This window comes from Streptomyces sp. NPDC046349, from assembly GCF_055587885.1.
The window spans coordinates 308110-327614 of record NZ_JBVJFK010000011.1; the positions used below are offsets into that span (position 1 = coordinate 308110).

The following is a 19505-nucleotide window of genomic DNA, read 5'->3' on the forward strand; positions in this document are numbered from 1 at the left end:
ACGGCACCGCCCGGCCAGGGCAACGGCCGGCCACCCGCCCGCACGCGGGTACGGAAACGGGCCGGGCCCGGTGCCCCCGTGGGGGAACCGGGCCCGGCCCGTGACTGCCGACTGCGCGGCGGCGCCTAGTTGTCGTCCTCGTCGATCAGGAAGCCCCGCATCGGCGACGGCGCCTGCATCGGCTGCGGCGCAGCCGGCCGGACCGGAGCCATCGGCTGGGTCATCGCCGGAGACATCTGCTGCTGGCCGCCGTAGGACGGACCGCCGCCCATCGGGGAGGGACCGCCCATGGACGGACCGCCCATGGAGTGGCCCATCGCACCGGCCGGAGCCATCGAGGGCGACGGCGACGGGGGCAGCGCGGGACCGGCCGGGTTGCGCGGCGGAGCCAGGGAGTCGTCCGCCTGGGTCTCCAGCTGGCGCAGCTGCGACTCCAGGTAGGACTTCAGACGCGTACGGTACTCACGCTCGAAGCCCCGCAGGTCCTCGACCTTGCGCTCCAGCGTGGCGCGGGCGGACTCCAGGGAGCCCATGGCGACGCGGTGCTTCTCCTGGGCGTCCCGCTCCAGCGCGTCGGCCTTGGCGCGGGCGTCCCGCTCCAGGCCCTCGGCGCGCGACCGGGCCTCGCCGACGATCTTGTTGGCCTCGGAGCGGGCCTCCGCGATCGCCTGGTCGGCGGTCTGCTGCGCGAGCGAGAGGACGCGGGCGGCACTGTCGCCGCCGGGGCCCTGCTGCGGGAGCTGCGGCTGCTGCATCTGCTGCATCTGCTGCATGGGCTGCATCTGCTGGCCCATCGGCTGCATCTGCTGGCCCATGGGCTGCATCTGCTGGCCGAGCGGGTTCTGGCCGCCCATCGACTGCTGCTGGCCCATGGGCTGCTGGCCCATGCCCTGCGGTCCGCCCATGGGGTGCTGCTGCATGGGTCCGCCCATGGGGCCGCCCATCGGGCCGGGACCCTGCTGGCCCTGGCCGCCGGGGCCCGGCGGGAGCTGCGGCGCGCCGCCCGGCAGCTGGGGCGGGCCCATCTGCGGGTTCTGCTGCTGCGGCGGGCCGGATATGGCCGCGGGCACGGGGGCGCCGGGGCCGCGCTGGTCCTGGGGCTCGGGCTTGCGCATGCCCTGCTGCTGCTGGTTCTGCGCGGCGGCGCGCGTGGCGGCGGCCAGCTTGGCGCGCAGGTCCTCGTTCTCGCGCAGCAGGCGCGTCAGTTCGGACTCGACCTCGTCGAGGAAGGCATCGACCTCGTCCTCGTCATAGCCTTCTCGGAGGCGGACGGTCGTGAACTGCTTGTTCCGCACGTCCTCGGGAGTCAGCGGCATGTCTTCTTCACCTCTACGTAGTCGTCGGCAGTCGGCAAGACCGTATCGGGACCGTCCCCGCGCGTACGGGGAAGCTCATCGTTCACACGCTTCTCGCAGCGGTGCTCACGAAGCTGATGAGGATGTAAACGATGATCATCAGAACGAAGAAGGACAGGTCGAGTGCCACGCCGCCGAGACGCAACGGCGGGATGAACCGCCGAAGGAGCTTGAGCGGTGGATCGGTGACAGTGTAGGTGGCCTCCAGAACGACCACCATCGCCTTGCCGGGTGTCCATGAACGTGCGAACTGGAACACATAGTCCATGACCAGTCGGAAGATCAGCACGATCAGGAAGCACATCAGCACGACGTAGACCACCTGCAGCGCGATGCCCATCCCGTGCTTCCCTCTCCCCGTTTTCCGATCTGTTCCCGGTCCCGTATCTGACGGATCGGTCTAGCTTTGGTTGAAGAACCCGCCCTCCGCGATGCGGGCCTTGTCCTCCGCCGTGACATCGACGTTAGCAGGCGACAGCAGGAACACCTTCTGTGTCACGCGTTCAATGCTGCCGTGCAGACCGAACACGAGTCCGGCGGCGAAGTCCACGAGACGCTTCGCGTCCGTGTCGTCCATCTCCGTGAGATTCATGATCACCGGAGTGCCCTCACGGAAGTGTTCCCCGATGGTACGGGCCTCGTTGTAGGTCCGGGGGTGCAGTGTCGTGATGCGGTACGGCTCCCGCTCGGAGACGACCTTGGGCATGATCACGGGGGCGTTCTTCTCCAGGTTCGTGCGATCAGGTGTGATGGATGCCACGGGGGCAATTCGCGCAGGACGTCCGTTTTCCACCGGAATTGGGATGGGTTCCCGCTGCGCCGGAGGCTGTACGGCTCGTACCGGTTCGTCCGATACGGGCGACTGGTGCACGGGCTGCTGTCGGCGATCCCGCTCCCGAGCCCGCTCCATCTCCGGCTCGGGCTCGAACTCGTCGTCGGGGTCGTACCCCGGGTTGTCGTACCGGTCGTCCTCCACGAGGCCGAGGTAGACCGCCATCTTGCGCATCGCGCCGGCCATTCTCCGAGTCCTCCGCTCTGTGGTGGATCGCCCTGTCGCAGGTGCCGCCGTGTCACGAATGTCACCAACTGCCCGCGATCCACGTGGTCTGCCCGCTCATCGGCGGGAATGACCATATTTTCTGCTGTGGTCCGACTTTCTTCGCGACGTTACCCGAGCCGGGGTCTCGCGCCGAGTACCGCAGTGCCGACGCGTACATGTGTCGCACCGGCCGCAACGGCCTGTTCCAGGTCTGCGCTCATCCCGGCCGACACCATCGTGGCAGTCGGATGGTCTGCGCGCAGGCGGGATGACAATTCCACCAACCGCTCGAAGGCGGCCTGTTCGCGTCCCGCGTAGTGGCCGGACAGCGGCGCGACGGTCATCAGTCCGTCGATGCGCAGTCCGGGCGCCCCGGCGACGAGGTCCGCCAACTCCCCGAGCTGCTCCGGCGCGGCACCGCCCCGGGTCCCCCGCTCGCCCGACTCGGCGTCGAGGGCGATCTGGACGAGGCAGCCGATCTCGCGGCCGGCGCCCGCCGCGGCCGCCGAGAGGGCGGTCACGAGCCGCGGCCGGTCGATCGACTGCACCACGTGCGCGTATCCCGCCACGGAACGGACTTTGTTGGTCTGCAACTGGCCGACGAAGTGCCAGGTGAGCGGCAGATCCGCGCAGGCCGCGGCCTTGGGGGCGGCGTCCTGGTCGCGGTTTTCGGCAACATGACGGACGCCCAGCTCCGCCAGCAGTCGTACGTCGCTCGCGGGGTAGGTCTTGGTGACCACGATGAGGGTCACCTCGTTCCGCTCGCGGCCCGCCGCCGCACACGCGGACGAGATGCGTTCCTCCACCCGCGCCAGGTTCTCGGCGAGCTCCGACTTACGATCCGTCATTCTTCTTTTCCCCCGGGGGTCCGGGGGTCTCCCCCCGGGAAAGCTCCGTCAACCAGACATATCCGGCAAGCCGTCCGGTCACCCGGTCGCGGCGGTACGAGAAGTGGTCCCGCGACTCCAGTGTGCAGACCGGGGATCGGCGGCCGTTCACCACCCCCGCCTCCGCGAGCTGGGCGTGCACCCCCGCGACCACGTCGACCGCCGGTGTGCCCCAGCTGGTCTCGGCCCGGGCGGCGGGCACCGCTTCGGCGACCGCCTCCCGCATCTGCGCCGGCACCTCGTAGCAGCTCCCGCAGACCGCGGGCCCGGTGCGGGCGACGATCCGCCCCGGTTCGGCGCCGAGGGAGACCATCGCCTCCACCGCCGCCGGCACCACCCCGGCGACCAGGCCGGGCCGTCCGGCGTGGGCGGCGCCGACGACTCCGGCGACGGGGTCCGCCAGCAGGACGGGTGTGCAGTCGGCGGTGAGCACGGCGAGGGCGAGCCCCCGGCGGGCGGTCACCACCGCGTCCACCGCCGGGATCTCCGCGTCCCCCCAGGGACCGTCGACCACCGCCACGTCCCGGCCGTGCACCTGGTTCATCCAGACCACCAGGTCCGGGTCGAGTCCGAGGGACCGTGCGGCCAGGGCCCGGTTCGCGAGAACGGCGGCCGGGTCGTCTCCGACCGCGCCGCCGAGGTTGAGCTCTTCGTACGGAACGGCGCTCACTCCGCCCCACCGGTCGGTGAAGGCGAAGTGGGCGCCGCCCACGTGGTGCTGCTCCGGTGTCACTTCAAGAAGTCCGGGACATCCAGTTCCTCGGCCGGGCTGTCCTGGTACGGCCGGGCCGTGGGGACCTGCGGCGCGGGGGCCTGGACTTCGACCGGGGCCGGCTCGACGGGGGCCGGGGGCTCCTCGCGCGGGGGAACCGTGCCGAGTCCGCCGAAGGCCGGGCGGACCGGCTCGGCGGCGCGGACCGGAGCCGGGGCGGGCTCCTCGCGCTTCGTGGACGCGGCGCCGATGACGTTGTCCCGGCGGGCCGGGGGCTGTCCGCCGTCGAACCCGGCCGCGATGACGGTGACCCGTACCTCGTCGCCGAGCGCGTCGTCGATGACGGCGCCGAAGATGATGTTCGCCTCGGGGTGCGCCGCCTCGCTCACCAGCTGCGCGGCCTCGTTGATCTCGAAGAGACCGAGGTCGGAGCCGCCGGAGATGGAGAGCAGGACGCCGCGGGCGCCGTCGATGGACGCCTCGAGGAGCGGCGAGGAGATCGCCATCTCGGCGGCGGCCACCGCGCGGTCGTCGCCGCGGGCGGAGCCGATGCCCATCAGGGCCGAGCCGGCCTCGGACATCACGGACTTGACGTCGGCGAAGTCGAGGTTGATCAGACCCGGGGTGGTGATGAGGTCGGTGATGCCCTGAACGCCCGAGAGCAGGACCTGGTCCGCGGACTTGAAGGCGTCCAGGACGCTGACCTGGCGGTCCGAGATGGACAGCAGGCGGTCGTTGGGGATGACGATGAGGGTGTCGACCTCTTCGCGGAGCTCGGCGATGCCGTCCTCCGCCTGGTTCGCGCGGCGCCGGCCCTCGAAGGTGAACGGCCGGGTGACCACGCCGATCGTCAGGGCGCCCAGCGAGCGTGCGATGTTGGCGACGACGGGTGCGCCGCCGGTGCCGGTGCCGCCGCCCTCACCGGCGGTGACGAAGACCATGTCGGCCCCCTTGAGGACCTCCTCGATCTCCTCGCGGTGGTCCTCTGCCGCCTTGCGACCGACGGCCGGGTTGGCTCCGGCGCCGAGGCCCCGGGTGAGTTCACGGCCGACGTCGAGCTTGACGTCGGCGTCGCTCATCAACAGCGCCTGGGCGTCGGTGTTGATGGCGATGAACTCGACGCCCTTGAGACCGACCTCGATCATTCGGTTGATGGCATTGACACCACCGCCGCCGACACCGATGACCTTGATGACTGCGAGGTAGTTCTGCGGTGCTGCCACGTCGAAGGCCTCTCGCCTCGAGTTACGTGTCGCCGCCTCGCGGGCCTGCGTTGCGACGACTGATGCCGAAATAGGGACGGTCCGAACGCGCCGACCCGAACCCTCACCCTGAAGTTTAGGGTTAGGGGTGTGTCTGTTCCTTGGACTCTTCCGAACAGGACACTAAGTCGACAAGTAGCGCGTGTTCAACGAACACGCCGAACCTCCCGTTTTTCTTTTCACCCTATGTGATCACCCGTATCGCTGGCCAACCAGGGTGCGCCGCTGTTCGACCTGACGTCAACTCCCGGCCGCCGCAGGGGCGGTGGGAACGCTCACGTCGAAGTGGCCGGCCTTCGGCGCGGCTTTCAGCAGAGCGGTCAGCGCACGCCCCTTCGCGTCGCTCTGTTCGCCGCTGCCCCACCGCACGGACCGGCCTCCGGTCAGCTCCAGCACGATCGAATCGTAGGAACCCACCTTGACCTGCACGGTTTCCGTGGCGATCGGCGCCGGGAGGGATCCGGCGACGAGCACGGCCTCGTGCAGCAGCCGCTCTTCGTCGAAGCGGCGGGCGCTCGGGGAGCCTCCCGCGTTCAATTCGAGGACCGGGACCCCGGCGGGTGCTTTCGGAACCGTGTCGAATCGCACACCCGATGCGTCCACTTCCACGAAGTTGGCGTCCTTTTTGATGAGCAGGACGGGTTTGCGTTCTGTCACCTTCAGTCCGATTCCGTGCGGCCAGGCCCGCACCGCATCGACCGAATCGATGCGGGGCAGACGGCCGCGGACGCGGCGCTCGATCTCGTCCGTGTCGACGCTCACGAGGGGTGAGCCGACCGGCACGGCCGCCGCGGCGAGCACCTGCTCGGGGGTGAGCACCTGCGTACCGGTGGCGGTGACCTTCTCGACGCGGAGCCAGGAGGACCCGTAGAGGACCCAGGTGCCGCCGGAGGCGAGGAGCACCGCGGCGGCCAGGGACGCCAGCACAGGGCCCCGGCGCGGGTGGTTGCCGGGGCCCCGTGGGGCGGTCCTCTTCGCGGCTTTCGCGGACGCCGGGCTCTTGGGCGGCTTGGGAGAGCCGGCGCCCTTGCGGGGCGACCGGCCGGGCCGATCAGAAGACGGTGTTCCGCGCTGTGCGGTCGTCGCTCCGGCCACTCCTGTGCCTCCTGCGTCCGTGCTCCCGCGTCAGCGGGCTCGGTGGGCTGCGATCGCCTCGTACACCATGCCGACCAGCAGCTCGTCGGCGTCCCGGCGGCCGAACTCACCGGCGGCGCGGGACATCTCGTACAGGCGGTGCGGGTCGGACAGCACCGGGAGGACCTGTCCGAGCACCCACTCGGGCGTCAGTTCCGCGTCGTCCACGAGCAGGCCGCCGCCGGCCTTGACCACCGGCTGGGCGTTGAGCCGCTGTTCGCCGTTGCCGATCGGCAGCGGGACGTAGGCGGCGGGCAGCCCGACGGCGGACAGTTCGGCGACGGTCATCGCTCCCGCGCGGCACAGCATCATGTCGGCGGCGGCGTACGCGAGATCCATCCGGTCCACGTACGGTACCGGCACATAGGGCGGCATCCCGGGCATGTTGTCGACACGCGGCAGTTCGTTCTTCGGCCCGACGGCGTGCAGGATCTGAACGCCGGAACGCTGGAGGGTCGGAGCGACCTGCTGGATCGTCTCGTTGAGGCGTCGGGCACCCTGCGAGCCGCCGGAGACCAGCAGCGTGGGCAGGTTGGGGTCCAGGCCGAAGGCGGCGCGTGCCTCGGGGCGTACGGCGGCCCGGTCGAGGGTGGAGATGGAGCGGCGCAGCGGGATGCCCACGTAGCGGGCGCCCCGCAGCTTGCTGTCGGGGGTGGAGACCGCGACGGCGTGCGCGTACCGGGAGCCGATCTTGTTGGCCAGTCCGGGCCGGGCGTTGGCCTCGTGGACGATGATCGGCACCCCGAGCCGCTTGGCCGCGAGGTAGCCGGGCAGGGCCACGTAGCCGCCGAACCCGACGACGCAGTCGGCCTTGGTGCGCAGGAGGATCTCCTCCGCGGCCTTGATGGTGCCGCGCAGCCGCCCGGGGACGGTGATCAGCTCCGGCGTGGGCTTGCGGGGCAGCGGTACTGCGGGGATCAGCCCCAGTTCGTAGCCGCGCTCCGGCACCAGGCGGGTTTCGAGCCCGCGCTCGGTGCCCAGGGCGGTGATGCCCACTGAAGGGTCCTGCCTGCGCAGGGCGTCCGCGAGGGCGAGCGCCGGCTCGATGTGGCCGGCGGTCCCCCCACCGGCGAGTACGACATGCACCGAAATTCACCGCTCTCCGGACGGACGCTTCTTGACGCGCCGTCTCATCGACTTCCATCTCTCCCCGGTCCGCCTCCAGCCGGTCTTCGGCTGCCGCATCGCGAGGGCCGCGCGCGCGGCGGGCTCCTCACGCGCGAAGGCGATGAGCAGTCCGACCGCGAACATGGTCGGCAGCAGGGCGGACCCTCCGTAGGAGAACAGCGGGAGCGGAACACCGGCGATCGGCAGCAGGCCGAGCACCGCACCGATGTTGATCACGGCCTGGGCCGTGATCCAGGTGGTCACGCCTCCCGCGGCAAACCGTACGAAGGAGTCCTCCGTGCGTCCGGCCACGCGGATACCCGCATAGCCTAGAGCCGCGAACAGGGCGAGCACCGACAGCGTCCCCGCCAGACCCAGTTCCTCCCCCGTGATGGCGAAGATGAAGTCGGTGTGGGCTTCGGGTAGTTGACCCCATTTTTCCACACTTGCGCCCAGTCCGGAACCGAACCAGCCGCCTGATGCGAGGGCGTAGATCCCGTGTACGGCCTGCCAGCAAAGGTCGTTCTTGCCCGGTTCTGTCGCGCCGATGCACTCCAGCCGGTCCATCCTGTGCGGGCTGGTCTTGATGAGCAGGGCGACGATCGCACCCGCGAAGGCGAGTACTCCGACGAACATCCGCGTCGGGGCGCCCGCGAGCCAGAGCAGGCCGAACAGGATGGCGCCGAGGATCATCGCGGTGCCCATGTCCCCGCCCAGCATGATGAGCCCGAGCAGCAGGAAGGCCACGGGGACCAGCGGCACGAGCAGGTGCTTCCACTGGCTCAGCAGCCCCTTGTCGCCCTTGCGGGCCAGCAGGTCGGCACCCCACAGGATCAGCGCGAGCTTGCCGAACTCACTGGGCTGCAGCATGAACGGGCCGCCGAGGGAGATCCAGTTCTGGTTGCCGTTGATCGAGACCCCTATCCCGGGGACCTGGACCAGGACCATCAGGAAGAGCGTTCCGGCGAGCACCGGATAGGACAGCGCCCGGTGCAGCTTCACCGGCATCCGGGAGGCCACCAGCAGCAGCACCGCGCCGATGAGGGCGGCCAGGAACTGCTTCTTGAAGAAGTACGCGTCGCCCAGGCCCAGCTGGAGCGCCTTGATCATGGAAGCGGAGTACACCATCACCAGACCGAGCACGGTGATGAGCAGGGAACTGCCGAAAATCAGGTAATAGGCCGTGAGGGGGCGGTCCCATGCCCTGCGCAACTGCTGCTGCGTACGCCGGAGACCGGCCAGCAGCCCGCGCCCGGGGGGCCGCCCCGGGCGCTTCACACTCACCCCGGGGCGCTTGCGGCCCTGCGCCTTCACGGCGGACGGCCGCCGCCCCGGCAGCATCTGCTTGGCCGGCATCTGTGATCTTCCCCTCCACTCGTGCGAGGCGAGCATCCGGCCGGAGGGAACCAGTCCCGGCGCCCCCGGCCTAGGCCGTGTCCGCGGCGTTCTCGGCGGCCAGTTCGCGCACCGCGTCGGCGAACGCGTCCCCGCGCTTGTTGTAGTTCGCGAACATGTCCATCGAGGCACAGGCCGGTGCCAGCAGGACCGTGTCGCCGGGCTCGGCGAGCGCGGCCGCCTCCCGGACCGCTGCGAGCATCGCCCCAGTGTCGGTCCGGTCGAGGTCGACGACCGGGACCTCGGGGGCGTGTCGCGCCAGCGCCTCGGCGATCAACGCCCGGTCGGCGCCGATCAGGACGACGCCGCGCATCCGCTCGGCCGACTTCTGCACGAGCTCGTCGAAGGTCGCTCCCTTGGCGAGACCTCCGGCGATCCAGACGACCTTGTCGAAGGAGGCGAGGGAGGCCTCCGCCGCGTGGGTGTTCGTGGCCTTGGAGTCGTCGACGTAGACGACCGAGGCGACCTCGTCCACCCGGGCGACCCGGTGGGCGTCGGGCCGGAAGTCGCGGAGCCCGTCGCGGACCGCGCGGGGCTCCACGCCGAAGGCGCGGGCCAGGGCCGCGGCGGCGAGCGCGTTGGCGATGTTGTGCGGGGCCGGCGGGTTGACGTCCTTGACCTCGGCGAGCTCCTGGGCGTTCTTCTGACGGTTCTCCACGAAGGCCCGGTCGACGAGGATGCCGTCGACGACACCGAGCATGGAGGGGCCGGGGGCTCCGAGGGTGAAGCCGATCGCGCGGCAGCCCTCTTCGACGTCGGCCTCGACGACCAGGTCCTCGGTGGCCTTGTCGGCCACGTTGTAGACGCAGGCCACCCTGTTGCCCTCGTAGATCCGGCCCTTGTCGGCGGCGTACGCCTGCATCGAGCCGTGCCAGTCGAGGTGGTCGGGGGCCAGGTTGAGGACGGCTCCCGAGTGGACGCGCAGCGAGGGCGCCCAGTGCAGCTGGTAGCTGGACAGTTCGACGGCGAGGACGTCGTACTGCTGCTCGCCGAGGACCACGTCGATGATCGGGGTCCCGATGTTGCCGACGGCGGCGGTGCGCAGCCCGGCGGCCTTAAGGATCGACGCGAGCATCTGCGTGGTGGTGGTCTTGCCGTTGGTCCCGGTGATCGCCAGCCATTCGGCGGGCCCGGCCGGGGCCGCGTCGGCCCCTTCGCCGCTGCCCTCGGCCGCGGCCCTGCGAGCGGCGCGGAGTTCCGCGCCGGCCCCGCGCAGCCGCCAGGCGACCTCGACGTCGCCGACGACGTCGACGCCCGCCTCGGCGGCGGCCAGGAAGAGCGGGCTCTGCGGCTGCCAGCCGGGCGAGGTGACGACCAGTTCGGTGCCCTCGGGCAGGGTCTCGCCCGCCCGGGTGCCGTCGGGGAGGTGGCCGAGGCGCACCTCGATGCCGAGTTCCGCGAGCTCGGCCGCCCTGGCCCGGTGGGCGTCCCCGTCGCCGTTGTCGACGACGGTCACGCGGGCTCCCAGCCCGGCCAGGGCACGGGCGGCGCTGATGCCGCTGACGCCGAGGCCGGCCACGGTGATCCGGCCCGGCAGGCCGAACCGGCCCAGGGCGTCGGGGCCGAGCAGGCCGGCCAGGTCGGAGGCGCTCACTTGTCGGCTGCCCATCCCGCGTAGAAGAGACCGAGACCCACGATCACGCACATGCCCTGGATGATCCAGAAGCGGACCACGACGAGGACCTCGGACCAGCCCTTGAGTTCGAAGTGGTGCTGGAGCGGCGCCATCCGGAAGACGCGCTTGCCGGTCAGCTTGAAGGAGCCGACCTGGATGACGACCGACATCGTGATGAGCACGAAGAGGCCGCCGAGGAGCGCCACCAGGAGCTCCGTGCGGGAGCAGATGGCGAGGCCGGCGAGGGCGCCGCCGAGGGCCAGCGAGCCGGTGTCGCCCATGAAGATCTTGGCGGGCGAGGTGTTCCACCACAGGAAGCCGAAGCAGGCACCCATGAGGGCGGAGGCGACGACCGCGAGGTCGAGGGGGTCTCGCACCTCGAAACAGGCGTTCGGGTTCGTGAGGTCGGCCGCCATCGCGCACGACTCCTGGAACTGCCAGACGCCGATGAAGGTGTAGGCGCCGAAGACCATCACGGCGGCGCCGGTGGCCAGACCGTCCAGACCGTCGGTGAGGTTCACGCCGTTGGACAGGGCCAGGATCATGAACAGTGCCCAGACCACGAACAGCACCGGGCCGATCGACCAGCCGAAGTCCGTGACGAACGACAGCTTGGTGGAGGCCGGGGTGAGGTCGCGCGAGTCCTTGAACTGGAGTGCGAGCACCGCGAAGGCGATGCCGACGATCAGCTGGCCGGCCATCTTGGCCTTGGCCCGCAGGCCCAGCGAACGCCGCTTGACGATCTTGATGTAGTCGTCGAGGTACCCGACCAGGCCCATGCCGGCCATCAGGAAGAGCACGAGCAGACCGGAGAAGCTCGGCTCCTCACCCGTGATGACCTTCGTCAGCGCGTACGCGACGAGCGTGGCCAGGATGAAGGAGATGCCGCCCATGGTGGGCGTGCCCTTCTTCCCGGCGTGGCCGCGCGGACCGTCGTCGCGGATGAACTGGCCGTAGCCCTTGCGGGCCAGCAGCTTGATCAGCAGCGGCGTGCCGACGACGGTCAGGAACATGCCGATGACACCGGCGAACAGGATCTGCCTCATCGGCCGGCGACCTCGCCCTCGACAGTGCCCTCGAGCAGGGCCTGCGCCACCCGCTCCAGACCGGCCGACCTGGAAGCCTTCACCAGCACGACGTCACCCGGGCGCAGTTCACTGCGCAACAGGTCGACCGCCGCCTGCGCGTCGGACACGAGCACCGACTCCTCACCCCACGAACCCTCGTTATATGCGCCCAGTTGCAGCCAGGAGGCTTCCCTGCCCCCGACCGCGACGAGCTTGCTCACGTTGAGCCGGACGACAAGTCGTCCGACCGCGTCGTGCTCGGCGAGAGCGTCGTCTCCGAGCTCGGCCATCGGGCCGAGCACCGCCCACGTGCGCCCCCCGTTCGCCCTGCCGCCACCGCCCATCGCGGCGAGCGCGCGCAGTGCGGCCCGCATGGACTCCGGGTTCGCGTTGTAGGCGTCGTTGACGATCGTCACACCGTCCGCCCGCTCGGTGACCTCCATCCGCCACCGCGACAGCGTGCCCGCTCCGGAGAGCGCGGTGGCGATCTCCGGGGCGGACATGCCCAGGACGTGGGCGACGGCGGCCGCGGCGAGCGCGTTCGACACGTGGTGCTCACCGTACAGCCGCAAGGTCACGTCGCTGCACCCGGTCGGTGTGTGCAGTGTGAAGGAAGGCTGTCCCTTGTCCGTCATGCGGACTTCCGTGGCCCGGATTTCGGCGTCGTCGGCCTCACCGAACAGCACCGTACGCGCCTTCGTGCGCGCGGCCATGGCACGAACGAGCAGGTCATCGGCGTTGAGGACGGCGACGCCGCCCTCCGCCTCGGCCGGCAGCGCCTCGACGAGCTCGCCCTTGGCCTGTGCGATCTGCTCGCGGCCGCCGAACTCGCCGATGTGGGCGGTGCCGACGTTGAGCACCAGACCGATCCGAGGGGGCGTCAGTCCGGTGAGATAGCGGATGTGGCCGATGCCGCGGGCGCCCATCTCCAGGACGAGGTGCTGGGTGTCCTCCGTGACGCGCAGCGTCGTGATCGGCAGGCCGATCTCGTTGTTGAGGTTCCCGGGGGTCCACACCGTGGGCGCGTGGTGCTGGAGCACCTGCGCGATGAGGTCCTTGGTGGAGGTCTTGCCGGCGGACCCGGTGAGGGCCACGACGTCGGTGCCGAGGCGGGCGACGACGGCTCGGGCCAGCGCCCCGAGGGCGGCCACGACGTCGGGGACGACGATCGCCGGGACGCCGACGGGCCGGGTGGCGAGGACGGCCACGGCGCCGGAGTCGAGTGCGCGTTCGGCGTAGTCGTGGCCGTCGACCCGCTCGCCGACGAAGGCGGCGAACAGGCTGCCCGGCCGGACCTCGCGGGAGTCGTAGACCACGGGGCCGGTGACCTGTACGGACGGATCCGGTATGTCGTGGGGCCGCCCGCCGGTGATGTCGGCGATCTCGGCGAGGGAAAGGGCGATCACTGGTTCACCTCGGCCTGTCGGACCTGGGTCGTTCGATCGAGCACGAGTTGGCGTTCGATCGCGGCGCGGAGCACCGTGCGGTCGTCGAAGGGCCGGACGACCCCTGCGGTGTCCTGGCCCTGTTCGTGGCCCTTGCCGGCCACGAGCACGGTGTCGCCGGGCTCGGCGCGTGCGACGGCGGCGGCGATGGCCGCCGCCCGGTCGGCGTCGACGAGGACGGCGCCGCGCTCGGCGGGCGGTACGGACACGGCGCCCCCGAACATCGCGGCGAGGATCGCGAGCGGGTCCTCGGAGCGCGGGTTGTCGGAGGTCAGGACGGCCACGTCGGCGAACCGGGCGGCCGCGGCGCCCATCGGGGCGCGCTTGGTGGTGTCCCGGTCGCCGCCGCAGCCGAGGACGATGTGCAGCTTGCCGGCGGTGACTTCGCGCAGGGCGCGCAGCACCGACTCCACGGCGTCCGTCTTGTGCGCGTAGTCGACGACGGCGAGGTAAGGCTGGCCCGCGTCCACCCGCTCCAGCCGGCCGGGGACTCCGGGGACCGCGGCGACGCCGTCGGCGGCGGTCTGCGGGTCGAGGCCGGCCGCGGCGAGCGTGACGATCGCGGCGACGGTGTTGGCGACGTTGAACGGGCCGGGCAGCGGGGCCTTGGCGCGCACGCGCTGTCCCTCGGGGCCGACCAGCGTGAGCGTGGAGTCCATGTGGCCGGTGACGACGTCCTCGGCGCGCCAGTCGGCGGACGGATCGCCCGCGACCGAGAAGGTGACGACCGGGACGGTCGCCTCCTTGGCCAGGCGGCGGCCGTACTCGTCGTCGAGGTTGACCACGCCCAGGCGGGAGCGGCGGGGGGTGAAGAGCCCCGCCTTCGCCTGGAAGTAGTCCTCCATGTCGGTGTGGAACTCCATGTGCTCGGGGCTCAGGTTGTTGAAGACGGCGACGTCGAAGACGCAGCCGTCGACGCGGCCGAGCACCAGGGCGTGGCTGGAGACCTCCATGGCCACCGCCTCGACGCCGCGTTCGCGCATGACGGCGAAGAGTGCCTGGAGGTCGGTTGCCTCGGGGGTGGTGCGCTCGGACTTGATGCGCTCGTCGCCGATCCGCATCTCGACGGTGCCGACCAGTCCGGTGCTGCGGTCCGCCGCGCGCAGGCCGCCTTCGACGAGGTACGCCGTGGTGGTCTTGCCGGAGGTTCCGGTGATGCCGATCTGGAGCAGGTCCTCGCCGGGGTGGCCGTAGATCGCGGCGGCGAGCTCGCCCATCCGGCCGCGCGGGTCGCCGACGACCAGGACCGGCAGGCCGGTCGCCGCGGCGCGCTCGGCGCCGGCGGGGTCGGTCAGCACGGCGGCGGCACCGAGGCCGGCGGCCTGGGCGGCGAAGTCGGCGCCGTGGGTCCTGGCTCCCTGCAGGGCCGCGTACAGGTCGCCGGGGCGGACCGCACGGGAGTCGTGCGTGATCCCGGTGATCTGCGCAGCGCCTGGCGACGGGACGCCCAGCAGCGCGGCCAGCTCGCCCAGCGGGCTCGGAGCGGCGGACGCGGGCCTGGGCGGTCCCGGCGGCGCTGCCGGGGCGTCTTGCTGGGTGGTTCTGGGCTGATCAGCGTGGGGCACGGCGGTGAGCGTACCGGGCGCGGCGGCCGGGCCGCTAAGTGAGGGGCCGGGCTCGGCTCCGGCGGCCGGTCGGTTCCCGGATTTCGGGGTGATCGTTGTCACTGGTGGTGCCTCACGCTTTTCTGGCGGGCAGGCCGCGGCCGTGGGTCACTGGCCGGGCTGCGGAGTGGGCTGCGGGGCGGGCTGCTGGGCGGGCTGCGGGCCGGGCTCGTAGGTGACCGGGAGCCCGGCGGGGGCGGTGCCGGTGGGGGCGACCTGGAGGGTCTTGAGGGCGAACTCCATCACCTTCTTGTAGATGGGGCCGCAGATCTGTCCGCCGAAGTAACTGCCCTTCGTGGGGTTCTGGATGGCGCAGTAGACGGTGATGCGCGGGTTGTCCGCCGGGGCGAAACCGGCGAAGGAGGCGGTGTAGCCCTTGTAGCGGCCGGTGGCCGGATCCACCCGGTTGGAGGTACCGGTCTTGCCGCCGACCCGGTAACCGGGGATCTTCGCCTTGGTTCCGGTGCCCTCCTGGTCGTCGACGACGGATTCGAGCATCTCGGCGAGGGTCTTGGCGGTCTCCTGGCTGATCACGCGGTTCTGCGCGGGCGCCGGGGCCGGGGTGAAACGGCCGTCGGGGCCCTTGGTGCCGCGGACCAGCGTCGGCTCGATACGGACCCCGCCGTTGGCGATCGTCGAGTACACGGACGCCGCCTGCATGGCGTTGACGGAGAGTCCCTGGCCGAAAGGGATCGTGTACTGCTGGGAGGTGGACCAGGCCTGCGGCTCGGCGAGGATGCCGCGGGACTCGCCCGGGTAGTTCAGGCCGGTGGGCCGGCCGATGCCGAACTTGGTCAGGTAGGAGTGCAGGACCCTGTTGGCCTCGGGCTGGGTCGGACCGAGCTGGCCGGTGGCCAGGATGGTGCCGATGTTGGAGGACTTGGCGAGGACGCCGTTGAGGGTCAGGTACCAGGTCGGGTGGTCGATGTCGTCCTTGAACAGCCGGTCGCCGCGGTGGAGGCGGTTGGGCACCTCGACGCGGGTGTCCGGGGTCGCCTTCTTCTCCTCCAGGACGGCCGCCATCGACATCACCTTGGCGGTGGAGCCGGGCTCGTACACGTCCTGGAGGGCGGCGTTGCCCATGGCGGCGGAGCTGGCCCGGGTCAGGTCGTTGGGGTCGAAGCCGGGTGCGTTGGCCATGGCCAGCACCTCGCCGGTGCGGGTGTCCTGGACGATGACGTAGCCGCGGTCGGCCTCGGACTTCTGCACCTGCTCGGCGATGGCGCTCTCCGCCGCCCACTGGATGTCCCGGTCGATGGTCAGCTCGATGTCGTCACCGGGGACGGCGGGCTTCTCGCTGGAGCCGGCGGTGGGGACCTTGCGGCCGCCGGACTGGGCGTAGGTGATCTCGCCGTCCTTGCCGGCCAGCTTCTTGTCGAGGGCGGACTCCAGCCCGCCGGCGCCCTTGCCCTCGGCGTTGACGTAGCCCAGTATCCCGGCGGCGAGGTCCCCGCCGGGATACACGCGCTTGCTGCTGTCCTCCTTGAACACGCCGGCCAGGACGTTGGCGCCGGGAGCGTTGTTCTTCTTGTCGGCGCTCGCCTTCTCGGAGAAGACCCGCTTGAGGTCCTTGATCTGGTTCCAGACCTGCGGGGTCTGGCGCTGGGCGAGGACCACGTACCGGCTGTTCCTCGTCTTGAGCTTCTCCGTGAGCTCCTTGGCGTCCTTGCCGAGGATGGGTGCGAGGAGAGCCGCGGCCTGCTCGGGGGCGTCCGGGGCCTTGCTGTCCTGCGGGGTGAACATCTTCGGGTCTGCGGTGATGTCGTACGCGTCGACGCTGGTCGCGAGGGCCACGCCCTTGCGGTCGGTGATCTCGCCCCGTTCGGCGGCCAGTTTGACGTTGGTGTAGCGGTTCTTGGACGCCGCGGCGGAGAAGGACGAGGCGTCGACGGCCTGCACCTGGAGCAGCCGGACGACGAAGGCGAGCATGACCAGGGTGAGGCCGACGCCGACCAGGCGCAGGCGGGGCCGGGGGCTGCCGAGCCGGATGGTGTGCGGCTTGCGGGGGCCGGCGGGGCGGCGGGTCGCCGGGCGGGAGGCCGGGCGGGCGGTGGCCCGGGCCCGGTCGCCGGGCCGGGACGACCTGGCCGGCCCGGGCACCCGCCGCCGCGGCGGCTCCGGCGGGCTCACGCGGCCACCGTCCGCGGCGCGGCGGGACGGGTTCCCCCGTCGGCGCGGTGGCCGCCGGCCGGGGCCGCGGCCCGGCCGGGCCGCGGCGCTGGGCGGGCCGGTGCTTGGTGGAGCCCGGCGTACGGGCCCGGGGTGCCGGACACGGGGCACGCGCGGGTGGCGCGGGCCCGGGCAGGGCCCCGGGCGGCGGGGGCACCTCCCAGCGGTGGCCGGGGCAGGGGCGGGGTGGGGTGGCCCCCCGCGGGAATCCGCGTCACGACGTCACCTTCCAGCAGGCTGGTTGGGCTGCGGTGTCGGGCCGGGCGCCACCGGGGCACCCGGGGGGACGGACTGGTTCGGCGCGGCAGGGGCCGGGGACTGTCCCGGTCCGGCCGGCGGCGGGGCCGGGACGGTCGGGGTCGGCGACGGCGGTGCCTCGGCCACCGAGACGCTGCCGGAGACCTTGCCGTCCGGGCCGATGAAGACGGGGCTGCCGCCCGGGACCAGGCCCAGTTCCCGAGCGCGGCGCTGGAGGGCGTCGGGGGCCGAATAGGCGTCCACGTCGCGCTGGAGGGCCTGCTCCTCGTCGGTGAGGGCGGTGGTCTCCTTCTTCAGCCGGGTCAGCTGGAAGGAGCCCTCGTTGAGGGCCGAGTTCAGCAGCAGCAGGCTGATCAGGCCGCCTGCGAGCAGGGCCACGACCAGCAGGACGAACGGCATCCGCGCCGCCTGCCCGCCGGGCCGCGGCCGGGCCGGGCCGGACCCGAGGGCCCGCCCGATGCGGGCCGCCTGCCCGCGGGTCAGCGTGGCGACCTTCCCGGCCTTGGTCACAGTTGCGCCTCCCGGATGCGTTCGACCCCCCGCAACCTCGCCGGGGCGGCCCGCCGGTTCTCGGCGATCTCCTCCTCGGTCGGCAGCTCCGCGCCGCGCGTGAGCAGTTTGAGCTTCGGCTGGTACTTCTCGGGCACCACCGGCAGCCCGGGCGGGGCGGTGGAGGCCGCTCCGGCCGAGAAGACCTGCTTGACCAGGCGGTCCTCCAGCGAGTGGTACGAGAGCACCGCGATCCGGCCGCCGACCGCGATGCGGTCCACCGCCGCCGGGATGGCCCGTTCCAGGCCGGAGAGCTCGCCGTTGACCTCGATCCGCAGCGCCTGGAAGGTGCGCTTCGCCGGGTTGCCGCCGGTGCGCTTGGCGGCCTGGGGCAGGGCGTCGCGGATGAGCTCCACCAGTCGGGCGCTGTTGCTGAAGGGGGCCTTCTCGCGCTCGCGGACGATCGCGGACACGATCCGCTTGGCCTGCTTCTCCTCGCCGTACTGGCGCAGGATCCGCACGAGCTCGCCCGGGGCGTAGGTGTTGAGGACCTCGGCGGCGCTGATGCCCGTCGTCTGGTCCATGCGCATGTCCAGCGGCGCGTCCTGCGCGTACGCGAACCCGCGGTCGGCCTCGTCCAGCTGCATGGAGGAGACGCCCAGGTCGAAGAGGATGCCCTGGACCGTCGCAAGGCCCAGCCCGTCGAGCACCTCGGCGAGGTCCGCGTAGATCGCGTGGACGAGGGTGGCCCGGTCGCCGAAGGGGGCGAGCCGTTCGCCGGAGAGCCGCAGGGCCTCCTTGTCGCGGTCGAGGCCGATCAGGCGCGCCTCGGGGAAACGGGTCAGCAGGGCCTCGCTGTGGCCGCCGAGGCCGAGGGTGCAGTCGACGACGACGGCCCCGGGCCTCTCCAGCGCCGGGGCCAACAGGTCCAGGCACCGCTGGAGCATCACCGGGACATGTCGGGACTCGCTAGTCAAAGCGCCCTCTCAGATAACGGCGCGGCAGGCGTACGCACCGCCCGCTCCCCCGGCCGGTGAGCGGAAGAGGGCCGGGCCGTACGTACGCGCCGCGCACGCGGAGTCTTCACTGGTGGCCGGGCGGCCGGTCAGGGCCGGGCTCCGGCCGGTTCGCGTCACTTTAGTGCAACGGTCGCCGCGGTCAACGAACCGGCCCGCGCGCCGTACGCGGCTCTCGGACCGAAGCCGCGAATGCTGCGGAACCACCCGGACGGCCGCCCCCCGCCCACCCCTGTGGGTTAGCTCACAACAAGCCCCGTTGACGTTCTTTGTCCAACCTCACGCCCGGACGGCGCCGCCCGTGACCACTAACGTCGTACCCATGACGACTTCCGCATCCCTGCCTGCAGACTCCGCACCCGAGGCATCCGTCGGCGGATCAGTCACCGACCGGCTGGTCGAGGCGAACCAGCGCTACGCCGCCAAGTTCACCGACCCCGGCATGGACGCCCGCCCGGTCCTCCACGTGGCCATCGTGGCCTGCATGGACGCCCGCCTCGACCTGCACGCCGCACTCGGCCTGGAGCTCGGCGACTGCCACACCATCCGCAACGCGGGCGGCGTGGTCACCGACGACACCATCCGCTCCCTCACCATCAGCCAGCGGGCCCTCGGCACCCGCACGGTGATACTCATCCACCACACCGGCTGCGGTCTGGAACGTCTGACCGAGGACTTCCGCCACGAGCTGGAGGACGAGGTCGGCCAGCGCCCCGCCTGGGCCGTCGAGGCCTTCCGCGACGTCGACCAGGACGTCCGACAGTCCATGCAGCGCGTGCGCACCAACCCGTTCCTGCCCCACAAGGACGATGTGCGAGGCTTCGTCTTCGACGTGCACACCGGGCTCCTCCGGGAGATCGATCCCAGCTCCTGAGTGACACAAGGCCGTGCCGCCGTCAAGAATGCGGGAAGACACCCCCCGGGAAACCCCGGGTCCGGTGTCCGTGTTTC

Annotated in this window: 17 protein-coding genes; 1 reads left to right on the forward strand and 16 read right to left on the reverse strand. The window is 71.6% G+C overall.

The window, feature by feature from the left end; translation table 11 throughout:
* Positions 1 to 125 precede the first annotated feature (125 nt).
* The 16 genes from ACZ6JS_RS26380 to rsmH form a co-directional block, all read right to left on the reverse strand.
* Entirely contained in the window at positions 126 to 1316 is a 1191-nt protein-coding gene (locus ACZ6JS_RS26380) for a DivIVA domain-containing protein (protein ID WP_469301488.1), read from the reverse strand.
* 82 nt (positions 1317 to 1398) lie between these two features.
* Entirely contained in the window at positions 1399 to 1695 is a 297-nt protein-coding gene (locus ACZ6JS_RS26385; protein WP_030664053.1) for a YggT family protein, read from the reverse strand.
* A gap of 60 nt (positions 1696 to 1755) precedes the next feature.
* On the reverse strand, positions 1756 to 2373 hold the full coding sequence (locus ACZ6JS_RS26390) for a cell division protein SepF (protein ID WP_030031797.1): 618 nt from the start codon (positions 2371 to 2373) through the stop codon (positions 1756 to 1758).
* 149 nt (positions 2374 to 2522) lie between these two features.
* Positions 2523 to 3242: a YggS family pyridoxal phosphate-dependent enzyme gene (locus ACZ6JS_RS26395; RefSeq protein ID WP_469301490.1), complete on the reverse strand. Its 720-nt coding sequence runs from the start codon at positions 3240 to 3242 to the stop codon at positions 2523 to 2525.
* Complete coding sequence (pgeF, locus tag ACZ6JS_RS26400) at positions 3229 to 4014, reverse strand: peptidoglycan editing factor PgeF (RefSeq protein ID WP_469301491.1); 786 nt, start codon at positions 4012 to 4014, stop codon at positions 3229 to 3231. The genes ACZ6JS_RS26395 and pgeF overlap by 14 nt, the downstream gene beginning before the upstream one ends.
* On the reverse strand, positions 4011 to 5216 hold the full coding sequence (gene ftsZ, locus ACZ6JS_RS26405; RefSeq protein WP_030850251.1) for a cell division protein FtsZ: 1206 nt from the start codon (positions 5214 to 5216) through the stop codon (positions 4011 to 4013). Before ftsZ ends, pgeF begins: the two co-directional genes overlap by 4 nt.
* A gap of 279 nt (positions 5217 to 5495) precedes the next feature.
* Positions 5496 to 6350 carry a cell division protein FtsQ/DivIB gene (locus ACZ6JS_RS26410; protein ID WP_469301493.1) on the reverse strand — a complete coding sequence of 285 codons (855 nt, stop codon included), beginning with the start codon at positions 6348 to 6350 and terminating at the stop codon, positions 5496 to 5498.
* 30 nt (positions 6351 to 6380) lie between these two features.
* The gene (murG, locus tag ACZ6JS_RS26415; protein WP_030850245.1) at positions 6381 to 7475 is read right to left on the reverse strand and encodes an undecaprenyldiphospho-muramoylpentapeptide beta-N-acetylglucosaminyltransferase; all 1095 of its coding nucleotides are present in this window, start codon (positions 7473 to 7475) and stop codon (positions 6381 to 6383) included.
* A gap of 6 nt (positions 7476 to 7481) precedes the next feature.
* Positions 7482 to 8852 (reverse strand): putative lipid II flippase FtsW, encoded by a 1371-nt coding sequence (ftsW, locus tag ACZ6JS_RS26420; protein ID WP_469301495.1) that lies wholly within the window; start codon positions 8850 to 8852, stop codon positions 7482 to 7484.
* Positions 8853 to 8922: 70 nt separating this feature from the next.
* Entirely contained in the window at positions 8923 to 10500 is a 1578-nt protein-coding gene (gene murD, locus ACZ6JS_RS26425) for a UDP-N-acetylmuramoyl-L-alanine--D-glutamate ligase (protein ID WP_469301497.1), read from the reverse strand.
* On the reverse strand, positions 10482 to 11552 hold the full coding sequence (mraY, locus tag ACZ6JS_RS26430; protein WP_400922551.1) for a phospho-N-acetylmuramoyl-pentapeptide-transferase: 1071 nt from the start codon (positions 11550 to 11552) through the stop codon (positions 10482 to 10484). Before mraY ends, murD begins: the two co-directional genes overlap by 19 nt.
* The gene (locus ACZ6JS_RS26435; protein WP_469301499.1) at positions 11549 to 12979 is read right to left on the reverse strand and encodes a UDP-N-acetylmuramoyl-tripeptide--D-alanyl-D-alanine ligase; all 1431 of its coding nucleotides are present in this window, start codon (positions 12977 to 12979) and stop codon (positions 11549 to 11551) included. The genes mraY and ACZ6JS_RS26435 overlap by 4 nt, the downstream gene beginning before the upstream one ends.
* On the reverse strand, positions 12976 to 14685 hold the full coding sequence (locus ACZ6JS_RS26440) for a UDP-N-acetylmuramoyl-L-alanyl-D-glutamate--2,6-diaminopimelate ligase (RefSeq protein WP_469301501.1): 1710 nt from the start codon (positions 14683 to 14685) through the stop codon (positions 12976 to 12978). Before ACZ6JS_RS26440 ends, ACZ6JS_RS26435 begins: the two co-directional genes overlap by 4 nt.
* A 45-nt stretch (positions 14686 to 14730) precedes the next feature.
* Positions 14731 to 16752, reverse strand: coding sequence for a peptidoglycan D,D-transpeptidase FtsI family protein (locus tag ACZ6JS_RS26445; RefSeq protein ID WP_469301502.1), 2022 nt, complete (start codon positions 16750 to 16752; stop codon positions 14731 to 14733).
* Positions 16753 to 17013: 261 nt separating this feature from the next.
* Entirely contained in the window at positions 17014 to 17559 is a 546-nt protein-coding gene (gene ftsL / locus ACZ6JS_RS26450) for a cell division protein FtsL (protein WP_469301505.1), read from the reverse strand.
* The gene (gene rsmH / locus ACZ6JS_RS26455; protein ID WP_469301507.1) at positions 17556 to 18515 is read right to left on the reverse strand and encodes a 16S rRNA (cytosine(1402)-N(4))-methyltransferase RsmH; all 960 of its coding nucleotides are present in this window, start codon (positions 18513 to 18515) and stop codon (positions 17556 to 17558) included. Before rsmH ends, ftsL begins: the two co-directional genes overlap by 4 nt.
* Positions 18516 to 18876: 361 nt before the next feature.
* Here rsmH and ACZ6JS_RS26460 point away from each other — a divergent pair, with 361 nt between their 5' ends.
* Positions 18877 to 19428 carry a beta-class carbonic anhydrase gene (locus tag ACZ6JS_RS26460; RefSeq protein WP_469301509.1) on the forward strand — a complete coding sequence of 184 codons (552 nt, stop codon included), beginning with the start codon at positions 18877 to 18879 and terminating at the stop codon, positions 19426 to 19428.
* The last annotated feature ends 77 nt before the right edge of the window (positions 19429 to 19505 follow it).

Excerpts from the sequence above, each read along its gene's own strand:
- ACZ6JS_RS26380 (WP_469301488.1), bottom strand. The coding sequence starts at position 1,316 with ATGCCGCTGACTCCCGAGGACGTGCGGAACAAGCAGTTCACGACCGTC.
- ACZ6JS_RS26385 (WP_030664053.1), bottom strand. The coding sequence starts at position 1,695 with ATGGGCATCGCGCTGCAGGTGGTCTACGTCGTGCTGATGTGCTTCCTG.
- ACZ6JS_RS26390 (WP_030031797.1), bottom strand. The coding sequence starts at position 2,373 with ATGGCCGGCGCGATGCGCAAGATGGCGGTCTACCTCGGCCTCGTGGAG.
- ACZ6JS_RS26395 (WP_469301490.1), bottom strand. The coding sequence starts at position 3,242 with ATGACGGATCGTAAGTCGGAGCTCGCCGAGAACCTGGCGCGGGTGGAG.
- ftsW (WP_469301495.1), bottom strand. The coding sequence starts at position 8,852 with ATGCCGGCCAAGCAGATGCTGCCGGGGCGGCGGCCGTCCGCCGTGAAG.
- murD (WP_469301497.1), bottom strand. The coding sequence starts at position 10,500 with ATGGGCAGCCGACAAGTGAGCGCCTCCGACCTGGCCGGCCTGCTCGGC.
- mraY (WP_400922551.1), bottom strand. The coding sequence starts at position 11,552 with ATGAGGCAGATCCTGTTCGCCGGTGTCATCGGCATGTTCCTGACCGTC.
- ACZ6JS_RS26460 (WP_469301509.1), top strand. The coding sequence starts at position 18,877 with ATGACGACTTCCGCATCCCTGCCTGCAGACTCCGCACCCGAGGCATCC.